Consider the following 17,649-nt stretch of genomic DNA (forward strand, 5'->3'; position numbering starts at 1 on the left):
CGAGGGAGTGTCCGTTGAGCGACACCGATGGGGGTTCCGGCGTTAGCGGGAAAAAACCGAGGACCTTATCGTCTGGCCCTGCACAACCACAAGATGGAAACTGTTATGAAGTATTTGCGCATGTTGTTCGACAACTTCACCCTGTGCCTGCTCGGGGTGGTGCTGATCGCCACCGTGCTGCCTTGCTCGGGCGACGGCGCGGTGTATTTCGGCTGGCTGACCAACCTGGCGATCGGCCTGCTGTTCTTCCTGCACGGCGCCAAGCTGTCGCGCGAGGCGATCATCGCCGGTGCTGGCCACTGGCGTCTGCACCTGCTGGTGTTCTCCTGCACCTTTGTGATGTTCCCGCTGCTGGGCCTGGCGTTCAAGCCGCTGTTCGTGCCTCTGGTAGGCAACGAGCTGTATCTGGGCGTGCTGTATTTGTGCGCGCTGCCTGCCACCGTGCAGTCGGCCATCGCCTTCACTTCGCTGGCCCGCGGTAATGTGCCGGCCGCCATCTGCAGCGCGGCGGCTTCCAGCCTGATCGGCATCTTCCTGACACCGCTGCTGGTGATGCTGCTGCTGGGCGCCAGTGGTGACACCGGTTCGGGGCTGGATGCCGTATTGAAGATCACCATGCAGTTGCTGGTGCCGTTCGTGGCCGGGCAGGTCGCACGCCGTTGGATCGGTGCCTGGGTCAAGAAAAATGCCCGCTGGCTCAAGATGGTGGACCAAGGCTCGATCCTGCTGGTGGTGTACACCGCGTTCAGCGAGGCCGTGGTTACCGGCCTGTGGCACACCGTGTCGCCGCAGCACCTGGCCGGGCTGTTCGCGGTCTGCGGTATCCTCCTGGCGGTGGTGCTGTTCGGTACACGCATGCTGGGCAAGGTGTTGGGCTTCAGCCTGGAAGACCGCATCACTATTCTGTTTGCCGGTTCCAAGAAGAGCCTGGCCACCGGGGTGCCGATGGCTCAGGTGCTGTTCGTGGGGAGCGGCATTGGCGCGATGATCCTGCCGCTGATGCTGTTCCACCAGATCCAGTTGATGGTGTGTGCGGTGCTGGCGCAGCGCTATGCCAGTCGCGAGCAGGTGGGTGAGGGGGCTACTGCTTCTTCCTGAAAGATGTGTGTTGCCGGTGCAGGCTATCGTGCCTGCCCGGAACTGCGCTCGCGCAATGCCTTCCCCACCTCGGCCTCGATCTTGTAGGCCGGCCCTTCCAGCTCCTCGTAGTTGCGCGTATAGCGTCGGGCAAATTCATTCACCCCCAGTTGCTGATACTGCTGCACATGCTTGAGCTCATGGGCCCACAGTGCCACGTTGTCCTCGGCATCGCTGGCGTGGCGGAAGATGATGGTGTCGATCAGCGTCACCGCGTTCACGTCCGGGTTCTGCAGCATGGCGTTGGCCGCCGTGACCTGCTGCTCGTCACCGACCCGGTAGCGCGCGGCATCGAGCACGGCGAAGTCATACCAGGGCTCCAGCTGCGCGCGGATGTGCAAAGGGATCGGTTGAGTGCCGCTGGCAGTGGCCTCGTCGCGAGCCTGTTGCAAGGCAAACGCCAGGCTGCTGGACGCCACGGTCTCGACATCCTTGAGCACCTGCCCGGCCTGGCCGGGGTCGATCGGTGCGCAGAAACAGCCCATCAGGCACACCTGGTACTGACCAGGCGGGCAGGCCTGGTCGGCCAAGGCAGGCGCTGCCAGCAACAGCCCCAACAGCAGGTTAATCCGCTTCATTCAACGCCCTGTCGACAAAGCCCTTGCTGGCATCGAGCAACTGCTGTTGCACCTCTTCACTGGCCAGCATGCGCCCGACCACCAGTGCGCCGACGCACTGACTGATCAGCACCCAGGCCAGCGCCGGGTCTTTCAAGGTTTCGCTCCATGCGGCATGCAGCCCCACCAGCCAGTGCTCGGCCTCTTCGCGCACAGGCTGTTCGGCGCGGGCGATTTCCACCCCCAAGGGCGGCAGCGGGCAGCCGCCCTCGGCATTGTGCAGGTGTGCCAGGCTCAGGTACTGCTGCAGGCAGCGGGCCAAACGTTCGCGGCTGGCACCCTGGTTGGCCAGGCGGGCCAGCGGGCTGTTGCACAGTTCCTGGCGGACTATTTCGGTGAACAGGTCGTCCTTGGACGGGAAGTGGTTGTAGAAGGCGCCGCCAGTCAGGCCGATGGCCTTCATCAGCCCGGCCACGCCGGTGCTGGAAAAACCGCCGCGCTTGGCCAGCGCGCCGCTGCTGGCCAGCAGCTTGTCGCGGGTCTGCTGCTTGTGTTCGGTGGAGTAGCGCATGCACGGCCTCTTCGCGCTGCTTGACGATGGCGGCGATCATAACATAGCGTTCGTTTACTAAACGATCATTCACCAATGGAGGCAGGCATGGCAGAACAACAAAAAGTGGTGCTGGTGATCGGGGCTGGGGACGCCACGGGTGGCGCGATCGCCAAACGCTTCGCCCGTGAGGGTTATGTGGCGTGTGTTACCCGCCGCCAGGCTGAAAAGCTGCAGCCGCTGATCGATGAGATCCGCGCTGCAGGTGGCCAGGCCCATGGCTTCGGCTCGGATGCGCGCAAGGAGGAGGAGGTTGCCGAGCTGGTGGAAACCATCGAGCGTGATATCGGCCCGATCGAGGCGTTTGTCTTCAATATCGGCGCCAATGTGCCGTGCAGCATCCTCGAGGAGACACCACGCAAGTACTTCAAGATCTGGGAAATGGCCTGCTTCGCCGGCTTCCTCACCGCCCAGGCCGTGGCCCGGCGCATGGTCACCCGTGAGCGCGGTACCCTCCTGTTCACCGGCGCCACCGCAGGCACGCGTGGCGCTGCCGGTTTCGCTGCCTTCGCCGGGGCCAAGCACGGGTTGCGCGCCCTGGCCCAGAGCATGGCGCGGGAGCTCGGCCCGCGGAACATTCACGTTGCCCATGTGGTGGTGGATGGTGCCATCGACACGGCGTTCATCCGCGACAGTTTCCCGGAACGCTACGCGCTGAAGGATCAGGACGGCATTCTCGACCCGGCACACATCGCCGACAGCTACTGGTTCCTGCACGCCCAGCCCCGTGATGCCTGGACCTTCGAACTGGACCTGCGCCCGTGGATGGAGCGTTGGTAAGCCTGACTGACCAAGGAGTGTGATGCATGAGCAAGACCGTGGAGTTTTACTTCGACCTGGGCAGCCCGGCCAGCTATCTGGCCTGGACCCAGCTGCCTGCTATCTGCGCCCGGCATGGCGCGACCCTGGTTTACCGGCCCATGCTGCTTGGCGGAGTATTCCAGGCCACCGGCAATGCTTCGCCGGCGATGATCCCTGCCAAGGGCCGCTACATGTTCACCGACCTTGGCCGTTATGCCCGCCGGTATGGCGTGCCATTCGGCCTACCGCCGGGGTTCCCGGTGAACACCCTGCCCCTGATGCGCGGAGCCATCGGCATGCAGCTTCGCGCGTCAGCCCAGTTCGAAGCGTTGTTGGCCGCGCTGTTCAAGGGGCTGTGGGAACAGCGGCGCAACTTGAGCGATGGCTCGGCATTGGATAAAACACTCAGCCAGGCCGGCTTCGACCCTGCGGCGTTTCATGCGCTGGCGGCAGATGGCGAGGTAAAGGCCGAACTCAAGCGGGTGACCGAAGAAGCGGTTGCGCGGGGTGTGTTCGGTGCGCCGACCTGCTTTGTCGACGGGGAAATGTTCTTCGGCCAGGATCGCCTGGATTTCGTCGAAGAAGCGCTGAGCCGTTGAGGCTGCATGGCCTCGCCATGGGCGAGGCCAAGCCGGGCTCAGAAATTGGCCGGGGTGTTGGCGCTGATGATTTCCGCCTCGTCCTGGCCAATGTTCTTGAAGCTGTGCGGCAGGGTGGTGGGGATGTAGTAGCCATCGCCCGAGTTGAGGATGCTCACCTGGCCATCGACCCACAGCTCCACGGTGCCGCGGGTGACCAGGCCACATTCTTCGCCTTCGGCATGCACGATCGGCTCGCCCGAATCGGCACCCGGGGCATACAGCTCGCGCAGCATGCGCATCTGCCGGGCCTCAACGCTGGCGCCGACCAGCAGCATGCGCAGGCCATTACGGCCCAGGTCCGGCTGCTCGCTGGCGCGGAACACGAAGCGCTCTTCGCGCACCGGTTCGTCGAAGCTGAAGAACTCGGCCAGGGTCATGGGGATCCCTTCGAGCAGCTTTTTCAGGGAACTGACCGATGGGCTGACACGGTTCTGTTCGATCTGCGAGATCGTCGAGTTGGTCAATCCGCTGCGGCGGGCCAGTTCCCGTTGGGAGAGGTTGTTGCGTTCACGCACCAGTTTGAGTCGCGTCCCCGTGTCCATAGCCGCCTTGTAATCAGAGGTGTTTAAAATAATTAGCGACGCATTAAAACACACTCTGCACGCTTGCGCGCTGTGCTTTCAGACGCGTTGATCACGCGGCAGCGGCCACAGCCCGACCAGCAGCAAAAGCGCTGCTACCGCCAGGAACGGCAGGCGTGGGTCCAGGGCGTAGACCAGCGTTCCGGCCAGCGGGCCGATCACCGCGCCCATGCCCTGGGCGGCGCCAATCGAGCCAGCGGTGGCACCTTGTTCCGAGGCCTGCATGGCATTGGCCGCCAGCGCGGAAAACGCCGGGAACACAAAGCCCATGCCGGCTGCGGCGACAAAATAGCAACTCCATAGCCAGGGCGCCGTGGTGGCCAGCGCGCCACAGGCGAAGCCCAGTGCCGACACACTGGCGCCGACCCGGATCATCTTCAACGGCGGCCACTCCAACTGGCGCAGCAGCACCTGCGACATGATCAGCGCTACCCCGACAGTGGTCAGGGCAATGCCAGCAGCCTGCGCGGCATCGGTCGGCGTCAGCTGCAAGCGGTCGAGGGCGAAGAAACCGACGACGATCTGCGACACCGTGACGCTGAGCATGGCGCTGAACGCCACCAACAGTGGCCGGCGCAGGCGAGGGTCGCTGAGTCGGACGGGGCTGGGCGCATGGCTTTGCGCAAGGGGCTGCGGCTTGAGCTTGAACAGCAGCACCAGAAATGCGCTGGCCGGCAACAGCGACATGATATGGAACGGCAGGCTCAGGCTGTGCTGTGCCAGCACGGCCGCCAGCGCCGGCCCCACCACCAGGCCCACGGCATTGGCCGCGCCCAGCGAAGCCATGGCCCGCGCCCGGCGCTGAGGCTCGACATGGTCGGCGATCAATGCGTTGCAGCCCACCGGGATGGCGGCGTAGAAGGCACCGATGCAACCGCGTGCCAGCATCAGGCCGACGAACGCCAGGCCCGCCCCCGGCAGCCAGCGCAGCGCCCCTTCGACGAACAGGCACAGCAGCCAGTAGGCCAGGGTGAAGCCGGCGCTGCCCAGCAGCAGGATACGGCGGCGCCCCAGGCGGTCGGACAACCGCCCCCACGGGCGCGCCAGCAGCACCCAGACCACGCCGGCCACGGTCACCGCCGCCCCGGCTTGCCAGGTGGCCATGCCCAGTAGGCGCGAGATCGGCCCGATCAGTGCGACGAAAGCCATCATCGACATGGTGCAGGCCATGTTGGCCAACAGCAGCGGGCGCATGTCCAGGGTGTTGGCGGGTGTCAGTAATGCAGGGTCCTTTGCGACGTTCATAAGGCAGTCCAGGGCAGGTCGACAAGAGAACTGTCGAACTTAATGAGAATAATTGTTGTGTGTCGAGCCCGCCCGGGCATCAGCCTGTCAATCGCTGCGCCGCACGGGGCCTGGCCACATGCTACGCAACACGCCGTCCCGACGCACCAGGGCATGCATCAACGCCGCCCCCAGGTGCACCAGCACGGTGGCGAACAACAGGTAGCCGGCCCAGCCATGGGCCTGGCGCAGTACGGCATACAGTTGCAGGTCGTGCGGGGCGATCGCCGGCAGTTGCAGGGGGCGTGGGTAGCCGCCTGCCGACAGCATCGCCCAGCCCAGCAGCGGCATGGCCAGCATCAGGCCGTAGAGCAGCAGATGCGAGGCGCCGGCGGCAAGGCGCTCAAGCGCCGGCAGATCGGCGGGCAGTGCCGGGTGCGGCAAGGTCAGGCGCAGGCCTATGCGCACGATCACCAGTACCAGCAATGCCAGGCCCGTGGCCTTGTGCAGTTCGACCAGCAGCGGGTGGCGCGGTGACAGGTCGCCGACCATGCTCACGCCGATGAACAGCATGCTGATGATCAGGATCGCCATCAGCCAGTGCACCAGGCGCGCCAAGGGGTGGAAGACTTCAGGTTTCATCGCTGTGCTCCTGCGCCGAGAGACTCGCGGCTGCGGCGGTTGAAGGATTCCGAATAGGCCGCCGAACGGGCGGCGAGGATCGGGTCGGCGGACGGCTCGATGCCGCTGGGCAGGATCAACGGGTCGAAGTTCAGGTCACGGCAGGCACCTTGCTCGGGGGCGTCGACCTGTTCGACCACCAAGGTGCCAGCATCGACGCTGCGGCGCTCGGCTGGCCATGGGCGGGCCGGGTCGTCCACCGCATCGCCCTGGTCGGCCAGCACCAGGCGCAGGGTCCAGCGCAGCGGCCCTTGGGCCAAGCGCTGTTGCAGGTCGTGCTGGAGGAACTGCTTGTCGTCGACTTGGCCGGGCAGGGCGGTGAATGGCGTTTGCGGTTCGAGCTGCCAGCGCACCGGGTGCGCCGTGCCGCTGGCATCGATCAGGCGGAAGGCGTTGATGCTGTGGTACTGGGTGCTGGCGAAGCTGTCGCTAGGCTTGTAGCCCGCTGCCCACTGGCGAAATGCCGCGCTTTCCGGATGGGCGGCGAAGAATGCCTGCAGCTTGGCCGGGTCCGGCTTGCCGGTGGCCGGGTCTGGCGCGCCGGCCAGTACCTGATCGTAGAAGCCTTGCGGGGTGCTGACCGCCAGCACTGGTGGGTTGTTCATGCCGGTACGCCAGATCTGGCCGTCATCGGTACTGAGCTGGATCGCCAGGCTGCGCACCGGTACGCCGGTGTCCGGGGCGAACGGGTTGGCACCGCCGATGGCGAAGCGGCCGATCACCGGCACCCGCGCCTGGCTGAAGGCTCGTGCAGTCGACAAGCTCGCGGCCTGGCCACTGGGCTGGAAGTAGCCGCTGATGCACAGGCCCTTGGCGTGGTTCTTGCGGTAGCCCGGGTGGTGGCCGGCCTGGGCCTCGAAGGTGTCGATGATGCGTTGCGGTGTCAGCTGCGGCCCGCCGACCCAGCCAGCGGCATAGGCGAACCCGGCGCCCAGCGCCAGCATCACGGCGCCGATGCCGGCCAGGCGCAGTGCCTTGGCGGGGCCTTGCAAGGGTGAGTTCATGGTCGTCTTCCGGTTCAGTGAAGGTGCCGGTACGACGGAGCAGGGAAAAACTTATTCCCTCGGCGGGAATAGATTTTCTCGCCAGGCGTCTGCCCCATACACTGACAACCCCAGCGCCCGGTACCTGACCATGCACGATCTGGACGAACAGCAGTGGCGTGAGCTGCTGCAGCGCCTGCGCCGCTTTGCCTTGTGGCTGACCCGCGAGCCCGGCAGCGCCGATGACCTGGTCCAGGCCACGGTCGAGCGCGCCTTGAGCCGCCGTGGCCAGCAACGCGAAGCCGAGGCCCTGCGCGCCTGGCTGTTCACCATTCTTTATCGACTGTTTCTCGACGGTAAGCGCCGCGAGCGCTTGCATGCTCGCTGGCTGTCGTGGTTCGGCCGCGGCGCCGTGGAACACGAAGCGGTGGGCGACAATACCGAGGACATCGTCCTGGCCCAGGCTGATTTGCAGGCCTTCGCCCAGCTGTCGACCGAGCAGCGGGCCCTGCTGTTGTTGGTCAGCATCGAGGGGCTGAGTTACAAGGAAGCGGCCGCAGCCCTGGAAATCCCAATTGGCACGGTGATGTCGCGCCTGTCGCGCGCCCGTGCTGCTTTGCGCGAACTGACCGAGGGCAACCCCCAGCCGCCGGCCTTGCGGAGACTCAAATGACACGCCTGATCCCTGGTGAAGACGAGCTGCACGCCTACATCGACGACCGCCTGGAGCCGGCGCGGCGCGCTGAGATACAGGCCTGGCTTACGGCCAACCCGCAGGAAGCGGCGCGGGTCGAAGCCTGGCGCAACGATGCCCGGCGCCTGCGTGCGGCCTTGGCAGGGTTTGCCGAGCAACCTGGGGCGGCCACGCTCGACCTGCGCCAAGTGCAGCAGCGGGTGCGCCAGCGCCGGCAGCGGCGGCTGGCTTCGGCGGCGGTGTTGTTGCTGGCCATGGGCGTCGGTGGGTTGGGTGGCTGGCAGGCACGACAGGTGACCTTGGCCAGCAATGAACTGCCGATGGCCGATGCGGTACAGGCTCATCGGCTGTTCGCCAGCAGTGAGGCACTGGATATCCAGGCCAGCGACCCGGCGCAACTGCGCGATTGGCTGGGCCGGCATTTCAGCCGTGTGGGGCAACTGCCGGACCTGGCGGGTTACGGCTTTCAGCCGGTGGGCGCGCGGTTGCTCAGTAACGAGCAGGGGCCGGCGGCGCTGCTGGTGTTCCAGGACCGCAACGGCCAGCGCATCAGCCTGTTCCTGCGCTCGCCCGGTGACCGCTATGAGCGTATGCCGCAGGGGCAGCGGGTCGACGGGCAGCTGGAGGCGCGGTACTGGTCGCATGGGGCGTACAACTTTGCCCTGGTCAGTGCGGCGGACGACGGGCGTGGGGCGGGGGTAGGGGAGGCGCTGCGGTTGGGGTTGTAGCGGGAGTGCAGGGCTTGAGGCATGCAGAGCCTTTGAGATCGAGCGTCGCCCGCGCGGCGCTCGGTCTCAAAGGCGACACACCGCTCGCGCCATGCACCCAGACAATTCAACTCAATTCGAGCCAGATCGGCGCATGGTCGGAAGGCTTTTCCATCCCGCGCAGCTCATAGTCCACGCCGGCCGCCTTGATCCGTGGCACCAGGCCCTGGGAGGCCATGATCAGGTCGATGCGCAGCCCGCGCTTGGGGTCGTCCTCGAAGCCGCGGCTGCGGTAGTCGAACCAGCTGAAGCGGTCGGCCACGTCCGGGTACAGGTGGCGGAAGCTGTCCACCAGGCCCCAGCCCTTGAGGCGCTCCATCCACTCGCGCTCTTCCGGCAGGAAGCTGCACTTGCCGGTCTTCAGCCAGCGTTTGGCGTTGTCCGGGCCGATACCGATGTCGCAGTCCTGGGGCGAGATGTTCATGTCGCCCATGACCAGTACCGGCTGGTCGTTGTTGAACTGCCCTTCGAGCAACGCTTGCAGGTCGCTGTAGAAGCGCTGCTTGGCCGGGAACTTGGTGGGGTGGTCACGGCTTTCGCCCTGCGGGAAGTAGCCGTTCATGACAGTGATAGGGTTGCCGTCGGCATCGGCGAAGGTGCCCCAGATGAAGCGGCGCTGGGCATCCTCTTCATCCGTGGCAAAGCCCTTGAACAGGCTCAGCGGCGCCTGGCGCGAGAGCAGGGCGACCCCGTAATGGCCTTTCTGGCCGTGGTAGTGCACGTGGTAGCCCAATGCCTGGACATCGGCCAGGGGGAACTGATCGTCGCTGACCTTGGTTTCCTGCAGGCCGATCACGTCCGGCTGGTGCTTTTCGATCAGCGCCGCCAGCTGGTGCGGGCGGGCCCGCAGGCCGTTGATGTTGAAACAGACGATCTTCATGGAAAGACAATCCTGATAAAAGGCCGGATGCTAGCCGACATCGGCGTTCATCACCAGCATGGCGGCTTGGCCAAGGCGCTGCTAACGTGCTGAATGAGGTGAACGATGCGCTGAGGAGCACCTCCAAGGCACTGACATGCCCTTTCCAGGAGGACGACCCGCCATGCTCGAAGCCACTGCCGCCCAGGCGCGCATCTGCACACTAGATGACGGCTACAGCCGTGAGGCGCGTTCGCTGCTATACAACGCCTATCGCCACGAACCGACCTTCGCCTATATCTTCGAGGCCCAGCGCCCAGGCTACGAACGCCGGCTGCGGGTGATGGTGCGCGAGTGGGTACGGCAGCACTTCTATCTGCAATTGCCGGCCATCGGCCTGCTGCTGGAAGACCGCCTGATCGCCCTGGCCCTGATCGTGCCGCCGCAACGCCGGCTCGGGGTGGCCGACAGCTGGGCCTGGCGTTTGCGCATGCTGCTGGGCACCGGCCAGCATTGCACCCGGCGTTACATGGATTACCAGGCGGCGCTGGCCAGCTGCCTGCCGACCGGGCAGGTGCATATGCTGCCGCTGCTGGGGGTGCATCCGCAATTTCGTGGCTGTCACTACGGCGAACAATTGTTACAAGCTGTTCACGACTGGTGCGCGGAAGACCCCAATACCCAGGGCGTGGTGCTGGACTCTGGCAACGAGCATTACCTGGCCTTTTACGCTCGCCAGGGTTATGAAGAGATAGGCGAGGTGGCTGTAGGGCCAATCCGGGAAAGGGTGTTCTTTCATCCAAATCCAGTGTCATCCATGTCATCAATTGCTTGATGAAGGCCGCCAGGCGCCTCCCTTGAGCGCATGGCTCTGGTAGCATGCGCCGCATGACGTATTCAGGAAGACTAACCTGGGGCCTGGTTTTCTGGGCCGCCAGTTTTGCAGCATGGGGCCAGAGCGAGTTGCTGGTGAAGGTAAAACCTGCCAACAAGGAGCTCAAGGCCAATGTCGAAGGCTATATCGGTACCCTTGGCGACCGCGATGAAGAAGCGCTGCTGCGTTTCAGTCGCGGGGCACAGGAGCAGGCGCGCAAGGCCGCGCAGGCACTTGGCTACTATCAGGCGCAGATCGACACCGAGGTCAAGCCGCCTGCCAAGGCCGATCAGCACCCACAACTGATCATCAAGATCGACCCCGGCGAGCCGGTGCGCCTGCGCAACGTGACTGTGCGCATCGAAGGGCCGGCCAGCGAGATGAAAGCCTTTCGCGTGCCTGACAGCCGCGCCCTGCGTGCGGGCGAACAGCTCAACCACGGCCTGTACGAAGATGCCAAGCGGCTGATCCAGAACCAGGCTTCGCGTTATGGCTTCTTCAGTGGCCACTTCACGCGCCAGCGCCTGGCGGTCGACCCTCAGGCCGGCGTGGCCGATATCGAGCTGGTTTACCAGAGCGGGCCGCGTTATCGCCTCGGGGCGGTGAAGTTCAGTGGCGACACGCCGCTCGACCAAGACCTGCTGCAGCGCATGGTTTCGTTCAAACCCGGTACGCCCTACGATTCCGAACTGGTCGCCCAACTCAACAACGACCTGCAATCGAGCGGCTATTTCGAAGGCGTGCGGGTCGATGCCGCACCCACTGCGGCGGTAGGCGAAGACATCCCGGTGGACGTCCGCCTGGACACCCGCAAGCCCCGCACCATGGGCCTGGGCCTGGGCTTCTCGACCGACGTGGGCCCGCGTGGCAAGGCCAACTGGACGCGGCACTGGGTCAACCCGCAAGGCCACAGTTATGGCTGGGAAACCGAGCTTTCGGCACCGCGGCAGAACGTCGGCCTGTGGTATGACGTGCCCCTCGATCCACCCTTGACCGACAAGCTGCGCTTCGCTGGCGGCTACCAGAACGAAGAAATCGCCGGCACCGACACCCTCAGCAAGCTGTTGACCGTCGGCCCGGAGTGGCACAGCAAGCTGGCCAGCGGTTGGCAGCGGGTGATCTCGCTCAAGTACCAGCGCGAAGAGTATCGCCTGGGCGATGATTCGGGGCTGAGCCACCTGCTGATGCCTGGCGTGAGTTTTTCTTACCTGCGCAGTGACAACCGCATCGACCCGCACAACGGCTACCGTTTGCAGTTCGACACCCAGGTGGCCAAGGAAGGGCTGATGTCCGACACCAATCTGTTGCATGGCAATGTCCTGCTCAAGGGCCTGACCACCCTCGGCCACAACCACCGCTTTCTCGGGCGGGTGCAATTCGGTGGCAGTGCCACCAATGGATACAAGAACAACATTCCGCCGTCGCTGCGCTTCTTCGCCGGTGGCGACCAGAGCGTGCGCGGCTACGACTACCAGACCCTGTCGCCGAAGAACAGCGACGGCGATCGCATCGGCGGCCGCTACCTGGTTGCGGGCAGTGTCGAGTACCAGTATTCGTTGGCCGAAAAATGGCGAGTAGCGACCTTCATCGACCAAGGTAACGCCTTCAACACGTTGGAGCTGCCCAGCCTCAAGACCGGGGTCGGTATCGGTGTGCGCTGGGTGTCGCCGGTCGGGCCGCTGCGCCTGGACCTGGCCAAGGCACTCGATGACGACGGCGGTATTCGCCTGCACTTCTCCATGGGGCCTGAGCTGTGATGCGTGTGTTGAAATTCATTCTGCTGGGTGTGCTCGGCAGTGTGTTGCTGGTGGTCCTGACCCTGGGCATGTTGCTGGGGACCGAAGGGGGTAGCCGCTGGGCGCTGGGCCGGGTGCCAGGGCTGACTATCGATGACTTCCAGGGCCGCCTGGCGGGTACCTGGAAAGCCAGCCATTTGAGCTGGATCGACGGCGGCAACAATGTGCAAGTGGAGGCGCCGCTACTGAGCTGGTCGCCTGCTTGCCTCCTGCGCGCCACGCTGTGTATCGACCAGTTGCAGGCTCAGCGGGTCGACATGGCCTTCGCGCCAAGCGATCAACCGGCCGAAAGTGGCCCGCTGCAGTTACCCGCGCTGCACTTGCCGGTGGCGATCGAGGTCGGTGAGGTAAAGGTGGGCCAGTTGCGCCTGGATGGTAGCGATCTGCTCGGCGATCTGCACCTGGCGGCGCATTGGACCGCTAGCGGGCTGCGTATCGAGAGCCTGCAGCTGCAGCGTGACGATGTGCACGTGCAAGTGCAGGGCGACTTGCAGCCTGAGGGCGATTGGCCGGTACAACTTCAAGGCCAGGTACAGTTGCCTGCGGTGGAGGGCAAAGCTTGGCAGCTGGCGCTGAACGCAAAGGGTGAATTGCAGAAAACCCTATCGCTCGACGCCACCAGCAGCGGCTACCTTGATGCCCGCCTGAGCGGGACGGTTCAGGCCCTCGCCGAACACCTGCCGGCAAAACTGCAGATTCGCGCCGATGCCTTCAAACCAACGGCATCGTTGCCCGACACGTTGCAGCTCAATCAGCTCGTGCTGGATGCCCAGGGCGATCTGCTCAAGGGCTACCAACTGTCGGGTAGTGCCAGCATGCCGGCCGAACAGGCACCGATCGCACTGGCACTGACCGGCAAGGTGGACGCCAAGGGCGCCAGGCTGGATGCCCTGGACCTGGCGGCCAGCGACACCCAGCGCGTCAAGCTGCAGGGCAGCGCTGACTGGCAGCAGGCGTTGAAGGCTGATGCCCAGCTGGAGTGGCAGGATTTTCCGTGGCTGCGCCTGTACCCGCTGGAAACACCGCCGCAGGTGACCCTCAAGCGTTTCAATGCCCAGGTCCAATACCAGAATGGCAATTACCAAGGTACCTTTAACGGTGACCTCGACGGCCCGGCCGGGGCCTTCACCCTGGCCAGCCCGTTCGAAGGTGACCTGGGCCAGGTACGCCTGCCGCAGCTGGCGCTGACGGCCGGGCAGGGCAAGGCGGCGGGCAGTGTCGCGGTGCGCTTCGCCGAGACCCTGGCCTGGGATGTCGACCTGCAGTTGTCGGCCTTGGACCCGGCGCACTGGCTGGCCGAGCTGCCTGGTACCTTGGCCGGGCCCTTGCGCAGCAAAGGTGAAATGAAAGGCGAGCAGCTCAGCCTGGATGCCCAGCTCGACCTCAAGGGGCGCCTGCGCGGGCAGCCGGCGGTGCTCAAGGTCGAGGCACAAGGGGCCGGGCAGAGCTGGACGCTTGGTGCGCTGGCCGTGCAACTGGGCGATAACCGTATCAACGGCAGCGGCAGCCTGCAGCAGCGCCTGGCCGGGCGAGTCGACCTCGACTTGCCGCGGCTCGGCCAGCTGTGGCCGAGGCTGCAAGGGCAGGTCAAGGGGCGCCTGGACGTCAGCGGCACGCTGAACGCGCCGCAAGGCAACCTGACCCTGCAGGGCCAGCAGCTGGCACAGGAAGAAAACCGCCTTCAGCGGCTCGACCTGGAGGCCCGACTGGACAGCGCTCAGCGGGGTGTAATCGACCTCAAGGCCAACGGCATCCGCCTGGGCGACACGGTGCTGGGCACCTTGCAGGCCAATGGCAAGGGCGACATCCGCCAACAGGCGCTGACCCTGGCGCTGGACGGCCCTCAACTCAAGCTCGACCTGGGTCTGGATGGCCAGCTGAGCAAAGGTGACTGGCGTGGCCGCCTGGCCAGCGGCAGGATCCAGGCCGGTGGCCAAGACTGGCAACTGCAGGCACCCGCCCGGCTGCAGCGACTGGCCAGTGGCCAAATGGATTTCGGCGCCCACTGCTGGCGCTCCGGCCAGGCCAGCCTGTGCGGCGAGGACCAGCGCCTGGCGCCCGAGCCGCGCCTGCGCTATCACCTCAAGCAGTTCCCGCTGGAGAGCCTGGCGCAATGGCTGCCGAAGGACTTCGCCTGGCAGGGCATGCTCAATGCCGACGTGAACCTCGATATCCCGGCCAGCGGCCCGAAAGGCAGCGTGCGTGTCGATGCCAGTGGCGGTACGTTGCGCGTTCGCGACAAGGGCCGCTGGATCGACTTCCCTTACCAGGCCCTGCGCCTTGACAGCACCCTGGCGCCACGCCGGGTCGATACACGTCTGGATTTTCGTGGTGAACGCCTGGGCGAACTGAGCCTGAACACGCGTATCGATCCACTGGGCAAGGACAAGCCGCTGTCCGGCGACTTCCGCCTTGCCGGGCTGGACCTGTCGATCGCCCGTCCGTTCATGCCGATGGTCGAACGCCTGGCCGGGCAGTTGAATGGCAGCGGGCGCTTGAGCGGTAGCTTGCTGGCGCCACAGGTCAACGGCAACCTGATGCTCAGTGGCGGTGAGGTCAGTGGTGCCGAGTTGCCGGTCAGCTTGCAGGACTTTTCACTGCAGGCCTTGATCGCCGGCGATCAGGTGCAGCTCAACGGCGGCTGGCGCAGCGGGGCAGCCGGCCGCGGCCAGCTCAACGGCCACCTGACCTGGGGCCAGGCCCTGGGCATGGACCTGCGCCTGCAGGGCCAGCAGTTGCCGGTGACCGTCGAGCCCTACGCCACGCTAGAAGTCGCGCCAGACCTGAACCTGCGCCTGATTGATGACAAGCTGGCGGTGTCCGGTAAAGTGCTGGTGCCCAAGGGCAAGATCGTTGTGCGCGAGTTGCCACCCTCTACAGTCAAGGTCTCGGACGACACCGTCATCGTCGGCCACCAGACCGAAGAGGGCAAACCGCCCATGGCAATGGCCATGGATATTGACGTGGTCGTAGGGCAGGACACCCTGTCGTTCAGCGGCTTTGGCCTGACCGCCAACCTGCTTGGCCATGTGCACATCGGTGACAACATGGACACCCGTGGCGAATTGAGCCTGTCTGATGGTCGCTACCGTGCCTATGGCCAGCGCCTGACCATTCGCCGCGCACGGCTGTTGTTCGCCGGGCCGATCGACCAGCCCTATCTGGATATCGAGGCCATCCGTAAGGTCGACGATGTGATTGCCGGTATCCGCCTGAGTGGCAGTGCCGAGCAGCCGACCACCAGCGTATTCTCGGAACCGGCCATGAGCCAGGAGCAGGCGTTGTCCTATCTGGTGCTCGGTCGCCCACTGGGGACTTCCGGTGAGGACAGCAACATGCTTGCCGAAGCGGCATTGGGCCTGGGCCTGGCAGGCAGTGCCGGGATTACCGGCAGCCTGGCATCGGGGCTGGGGATCGATGACTTCCAGCTGGACACCGAAGGCTCCGGTAACAGCACCAGTGTGGTGGCCAGTGGCAACCTGACCGAGAAGCTCAGCTTGCGCTACGGGGTCGGGGTGTTCGAGCCGGCCAATACCGTTGCGCTGCGTTACAAACTGAGCAAGAAGGTGTATCTGGAAGCCGCCAGCGGGCTGGCAAGCTCGCTGGATATCTTCTACAAGCGAGACTTCTGAGGGGGCGTCAGCGTACGGTGGCGGCCTCGACGAATTCGGCAGCAGCGGCCTCCTGAAGGCCGCGAGTGATATCCCGCAGGTCGATTGCGGTCATGGGCGCGGGTGGGTTGTCCAAGGGGCTGGCTTCTGAGGCAGGAAGAGGCCCCGCTGGCAGGTGCGGGGCGAGCAATCAAGCATCGCGCTGACAATCAGGCATCAGTGGAACCCTTGCCAGTGTCGCTTTCTACGGCGGGCGTGGGTTTCAGAGTTTCGGCCTGTGAGAGGGTGTCCTGACTTTCCAGCGTTGAAGTCTTGATTACGGTCGGCTTGGTGGCGGCTTCGGTGAGGAAGTCGATCACCCGCATCATGGCTTCCGGCGGGTCCTGGCTACGCAGCGAGGTATTGAACGCATAGCGTGCCCGGGTATCGGTCTTGCGGGTTTGCGTGGACTTGCTGACGATGCCTTTGTACTCGCCTTGTTCGTCAACGATGGTTTCGTCGTAGTCGAACTGGATGGCGACCGCTTTTCCATCCTGCACGCAGACCTGCATGAGGGTCTGCATAGGATTTGCTGGCAGTGACCTGCGCCTGGACCATCGCTTGCAGCGGTGCGGCGATCATGCGGTCCATGGGCAGCGCATTGATGACCGAACCGATAAGGCTGTTGTCGATAGACATGATGGTTATCTCTTTTGGCAAGGTAGGGGAGGCGGCCGCTCAGGGTGGCCGCGCGTGAGCACCTTCAGCGAGCGCAATGCTCCTGACGGCGAATGTTGCCTATCTGGCGCAGGCTCAGGCCGTACTTGTTCGCCAGCAGGCTGCGTGACAAACCGTCGGCGCTTTCTTTCTGGATTTGCAGGTTGCGCAATTGCCTCAGGAAATGGTCGGCCTTGGGAATTTCCAGAGCGACACCGGCGAAGCGCTTGATCAAGGCGTCGAGGGCGTCGGCTGGGAGTACGTCGGCGAGCTTGGTGCGCGTTCGGTGCTTGGGAATGTACTTGGGCCTGCCGCCGTAGGCGCAAGTCAGCTGGTAGGCGTTTTCAAGGCCGATGCATTCGATCAGGGCCTGCAACGAATGCGGTAACTGGCCGATGTCGATGGCTGTGAGATCTGGCAGTTCCATATGAGACTTCCTCGCGGTGGGTGGAGCGCGATGCCTGTCGTTGGCATGGAGGAATTCTCGGTGAGCGACGAACGCTGTCGCTAGGCGCCAAGTGGGCTGGCAGTTGTAGTTTTGATGAGCAGGGCTTGCAGGCAACGATGCATAGCGGTGTAGGAAGATGCCTCAGCGCTGCCGTACAGGCCCGATGTCACATAGGGTTGCATTGTCTACCGTGTCTGTAAGTGCCACCCCCCTTACTTGCATGGATAGCTGTTCATCAGGCTTGCACTGCCGAGGTAGGCATGGGCTTTATCGGCCTGCTCCTGCGGCAAGGTGCGCCAGTCGATGATCAGGCAAAGGCTGTTCAAGGGTTGACCATCGAGCTGGCCGATGATCCTGCCGGGGAAAGTCCGCCGATAGCGTGCGAAGGTGCGCTTCACGGTTTCTACCTGATCCGCTTGCACCAGCGTCTGACGAGCCAAGTCCGGTAGCAGCGGCTGGGGGATCGTGAAGTGGGCTTTCCCGGATGTGACTTGCAGGTGCCCTGCAGCACGGGTTCTTTGCCAAAGTTGTTGCCATTGGCTGCTGCCTGCGTGAGTCGCCAGCTGGCTACCTAGCTTGAGCAATTGTTCAGGCGAGGCCTGACCGGTGTCCAGGGCATGAATGGGAAAAGAGGGTGTGAGGAGCATGATGAACAGCGCGAAATTGCGCATGGTGCCTCCAGCATGGAT

The 17,649-nt window shown here is 64.6% G+C and carries 17 protein-coding genes and 2 pseudogenes; 8 read left to right on the top strand and 11 right to left on the bottom strand.

Annotated features, from left to right (window positions below; all coding sequences use genetic code 11):
• The first annotated feature begins 105 nt into the window (after nt 1-105).
• Nucleotides 106-1,098, top strand: coding sequence for a bile acid:sodium symporter family protein (locus tag BGP85_RS10185; RefSeq protein WP_374755300.1), 993 nt, complete (start codon nt 106-108; stop codon nt 1,096-1,098).
• Between the two features lie 23 nt (nt 1,099-1,121).
• On the opposite strand, the gene BGP85_RS10190 is transcribed toward BGP85_RS10185, so the two are convergent.
• The gene (locus tag BGP85_RS10190; protein WP_103447049.1) at nt 1,122-1,715 is read right to left on the bottom strand and encodes an eCIS core domain-containing protein; all 594 of its coding nucleotides are present in this window, start codon (nt 1,713-1,715) and stop codon (nt 1,122-1,124) included.
• On the bottom strand, nt 1,702-2,265 hold the full coding sequence (locus BGP85_RS10195) for a TetR/AcrR family transcriptional regulator (RefSeq protein ID WP_103447050.1): 564 nt from the start codon (nt 2,263-2,265) through the stop codon (nt 1,702-1,704). The genes BGP85_RS10190 and BGP85_RS10195 overlap by 14 nt, the downstream gene beginning before the upstream one ends.
• Before the next feature lie 87 nt (nt 2,266-2,352).
• On the opposite strand from BGP85_RS10195, the gene BGP85_RS10200 reads away from it, so the two are divergent.
• The gene (locus tag BGP85_RS10200; RefSeq protein ID WP_103447051.1) at nt 2,353-3,084 is read left to right on the top strand and encodes an SDR family oxidoreductase; all 732 of its coding nucleotides are present in this window, start codon (nt 2,353-2,355) and stop codon (nt 3,082-3,084) included.
• A gap of 26 nt (nt 3,085-3,110) precedes the next feature.
• Nucleotides 3,111-3,704 (top strand): 2-hydroxychromene-2-carboxylate isomerase, encoded by a 594-nt coding sequence (locus BGP85_RS10205; RefSeq protein ID WP_103447052.1) that lies wholly within the window; start codon nt 3,111-3,113, stop codon nt 3,702-3,704.
• Nucleotides 3,705-3,742: 38 nt separating this feature from the next.
• Here the strand turns inward: BGP85_RS10205 and BGP85_RS10210 are convergent, their stop codons facing one another.
• From BGP85_RS10210 to BGP85_RS10225, 4 genes are all read right to left on the bottom strand, one after another.
• The gene (locus tag BGP85_RS10210) at nt 3,743-4,288 is read right to left on the bottom strand and encodes a cupin domain-containing protein (protein ID WP_027916793.1); all 546 of its coding nucleotides are present in this window, start codon (nt 4,286-4,288) and stop codon (nt 3,743-3,745) included.
• Nucleotides 4,289-4,366: 78 nt separating this feature from the next.
• Nucleotides 4,367-5,572 carry an MFS transporter gene (locus tag BGP85_RS10215; protein ID WP_103447053.1) on the bottom strand — a complete coding sequence of 402 codons (1,206 nt, stop codon included), beginning with the start codon at nt 5,570-5,572 and terminating at the stop codon, nt 4,367-4,369.
• Between the two features lie 87 nt (nt 5,573-5,659).
• Nucleotides 5,660-6,193, bottom strand: coding sequence for a cytochrome b (locus tag BGP85_RS10220; RefSeq protein ID WP_103447054.1), 534 nt, complete (start codon nt 6,191-6,193; stop codon nt 5,660-5,662).
• Nucleotides 6,190-7,236 carry a catalase family peroxidase gene (locus BGP85_RS10225; protein WP_103447055.1) on the bottom strand — a complete coding sequence of 349 codons (1,047 nt, stop codon included), beginning with the start codon at nt 7,234-7,236 and terminating at the stop codon, nt 6,190-6,192. The genes BGP85_RS10220 and BGP85_RS10225 overlap by 4 nt, the downstream gene beginning before the upstream one ends.
• A 130-nt stretch (nt 7,237-7,366) precedes the next feature.
• On the opposite strand from BGP85_RS10225, the gene BGP85_RS10230 reads away from it, so the two are divergent.
• Both BGP85_RS10230 and BGP85_RS10235 read left to right on the top strand, forming a co-directional pair.
• On the top strand, nt 7,367-7,888 hold the full coding sequence (locus BGP85_RS10230) for a sigma-70 family RNA polymerase sigma factor (protein ID WP_103447056.1): 522 nt from the start codon (nt 7,367-7,369) through the stop codon (nt 7,886-7,888).
• The gene (locus BGP85_RS10235; RefSeq protein WP_103447057.1) at nt 7,885-8,637 is read left to right on the top strand and encodes an anti-sigma factor family protein; all 753 of its coding nucleotides are present in this window, start codon (nt 7,885-7,887) and stop codon (nt 8,635-8,637) included. Before BGP85_RS10230 ends, BGP85_RS10235 begins: the two co-directional genes overlap by 4 nt.
• A 106-nt stretch (nt 8,638-8,743) precedes the next feature.
• Here the strand turns inward: BGP85_RS10235 and xthA are convergent, their stop codons facing one another.
• On the bottom strand, nt 8,744-9,556 hold the full coding sequence (gene xthA / locus BGP85_RS10240; RefSeq protein WP_103447058.1) for an exodeoxyribonuclease III: 813 nt from the start codon (nt 9,554-9,556) through the stop codon (nt 8,744-8,746).
• A gap of 163 nt (nt 9,557-9,719) precedes the next feature.
• Between xthA and BGP85_RS10245 the strand changes: the two genes are divergently transcribed.
• The 3 genes from BGP85_RS10245 to BGP85_RS10255 are packed head-to-tail and all read left to right on the top strand — an operon-like array spanning nt 9,720 to nt 15,837.
• Entirely contained in the window at nt 9,720-10,370 is a 651-nt protein-coding gene (locus BGP85_RS10245) for a GNAT family N-acetyltransferase (protein ID WP_103447059.1), read from the top strand.
• A gap of 53 nt (nt 10,371-10,423) precedes the next feature.
• Complete coding sequence (locus BGP85_RS10250) at nt 10,424-12,166, top strand: autotransporter assembly complex protein TamA (protein WP_103448237.1); 1,743 nt, start codon at nt 10,424-10,426, stop codon at nt 12,164-12,166.
• Nucleotides 12,163-15,837 carry a translocation/assembly module TamB domain-containing protein gene (locus BGP85_RS10255; protein ID WP_103447060.1) on the top strand — a complete coding sequence of 1,225 codons (3,675 nt, stop codon included), beginning with the start codon at nt 12,163-12,165 and terminating at the stop codon, nt 15,835-15,837. The genes BGP85_RS10250 and BGP85_RS10255 overlap by 4 nt, the downstream gene beginning before the upstream one ends.
• 37 nt (nt 15,838-15,874) lie before the next feature.
• On the opposite strand, the pseudogene BGP85_RS29800 reads toward BGP85_RS10255, so the two are convergent.
• The 4 genes and pseudogenes from BGP85_RS29800 to BGP85_RS10270 form a co-directional block, all read right to left on the bottom strand.
• Nucleotides 15,875-15,952 (bottom strand): annotated as a pseudogene (locus BGP85_RS29800) (DUF2589 domain-containing protein); the annotation flags it as partial.
• A 73-nt stretch (nt 15,953-16,025) separates the two neighbouring features.
• Nucleotides 16,026-16,494, bottom strand: a pseudogene (locus BGP85_RS10260) (hypothetical protein).
• A 64-nt stretch (nt 16,495-16,558) separates the two neighbouring features.
• On the bottom strand, nt 16,559-16,939 hold the full coding sequence (locus BGP85_RS10265) for a Mor transcription activator family protein (protein WP_103447061.1): 381 nt from the start codon (nt 16,937-16,939) through the stop codon (nt 16,559-16,561).
• Between the two features lie 233 nt (nt 16,940-17,172).
• Complete coding sequence (locus BGP85_RS10270; protein WP_103447062.1) at nt 17,173-17,631, bottom strand: hypothetical protein; 459 nt, start codon at nt 17,629-17,631, stop codon at nt 17,173-17,175.
• Between the last annotated feature and the right edge of the window lie 18 nt (nt 17,632-17,649).

It is taken from the genome of Pseudomonas putida, assembly GCF_002906855.1.
Taxonomy (GTDB): domain Bacteria; phylum Pseudomonadota; class Gammaproteobacteria; order Pseudomonadales; family Pseudomonadaceae; genus Aquipseudomonas; species Aquipseudomonas putida_N.

What these genes read in the sequence shown, in the direction of transcription:
- BGP85_RS10270 (WP_103447062.1), bottom strand. Translation starts at nt 17,631, where the DNA reads ATGCGCAATTTCGCGCTGTTCATCATGCTCCTCACACCCTCTTTTCCC.
- BGP85_RS10210 (WP_027916793.1), bottom strand. Translation starts at nt 4,288, where the DNA reads ATGGACACGGGGACGCGACTCAAACTGGTGCGTGAACGCAACAACCTC.
- BGP85_RS10245 (WP_103447059.1), top strand. Translation starts at nt 9,720, where the DNA reads ATGCTCGAAGCCACTGCCGCCCAGGCGCGCATCTGCACACTAGATGAC.
- xthA (WP_103447058.1), bottom strand. Translation starts at nt 9,556, where the DNA reads ATGAAGATCGTCTGTTTCAACATCAACGGCCTGCGGGCCCGCCCGCAC.
- BGP85_RS10195 (WP_103447050.1), bottom strand. Translation starts at nt 2,265, where the DNA reads ATGCGCTACTCCACCGAACACAAGCAGCAGACCCGCGACAAGCTGCTG.
- BGP85_RS10220 (WP_103447054.1), bottom strand. Translation starts at nt 6,193, where the DNA reads ATGAAACCTGAAGTCTTCCACCCCTTGGCGCGCCTGGTGCACTGGCTG.
- BGP85_RS10190 (WP_103447049.1), bottom strand. Translation starts at nt 1,715, where the DNA reads ATGAAGCGGATTAACCTGCTGTTGGGGCTGTTGCTGGCAGCGCCTGCC.
- BGP85_RS10230 (WP_103447056.1), top strand. Translation starts at nt 7,367, where the DNA reads ATGCACGATCTGGACGAACAGCAGTGGCGTGAGCTGCTGCAGCGCCTG.
- BGP85_RS10225 (WP_103447055.1), bottom strand. Translation starts at nt 7,236, where the DNA reads ATGAACTCACCCTTGCAAGGCCCCGCCAAGGCACTGCGCCTGGCCGGC.
- BGP85_RS10200 (WP_103447051.1), top strand. Translation starts at nt 2,353, where the DNA reads ATGGCAGAACAACAAAAAGTGGTGCTGGTGATCGGGGCTGGGGACGCC.
- BGP85_RS10265 (WP_103447061.1), bottom strand. Translation starts at nt 16,939, where the DNA reads ATGGAACTGCCAGATCTCACAGCCATCGACATCGGCCAGTTACCGCAT.
- BGP85_RS10250 (WP_103448237.1), top strand. Translation starts at nt 10,424, where the DNA reads ATGACGTATTCAGGAAGACTAACCTGGGGCCTGGTTTTCTGGGCCGCC.
- BGP85_RS10215 (WP_103447053.1), bottom strand. Translation starts at nt 5,572, where the DNA reads ATGAACGTCGCAAAGGACCCTGCATTACTGACACCCGCCAACACCCTG.
- BGP85_RS10205 (WP_103447052.1), top strand. Translation starts at nt 3,111, where the DNA reads ATGAGCAAGACCGTGGAGTTTTACTTCGACCTGGGCAGCCCGGCCAGC.
- BGP85_RS10185 (WP_374755300.1), top strand. Translation starts at nt 106, where the DNA reads ATGAAGTATTTGCGCATGTTGTTCGACAACTTCACCCTGTGCCTGCTC.
- BGP85_RS10235 (WP_103447057.1), top strand. Translation starts at nt 7,885, where the DNA reads ATGACACGCCTGATCCCTGGTGAAGACGAGCTGCACGCCTACATCGAC.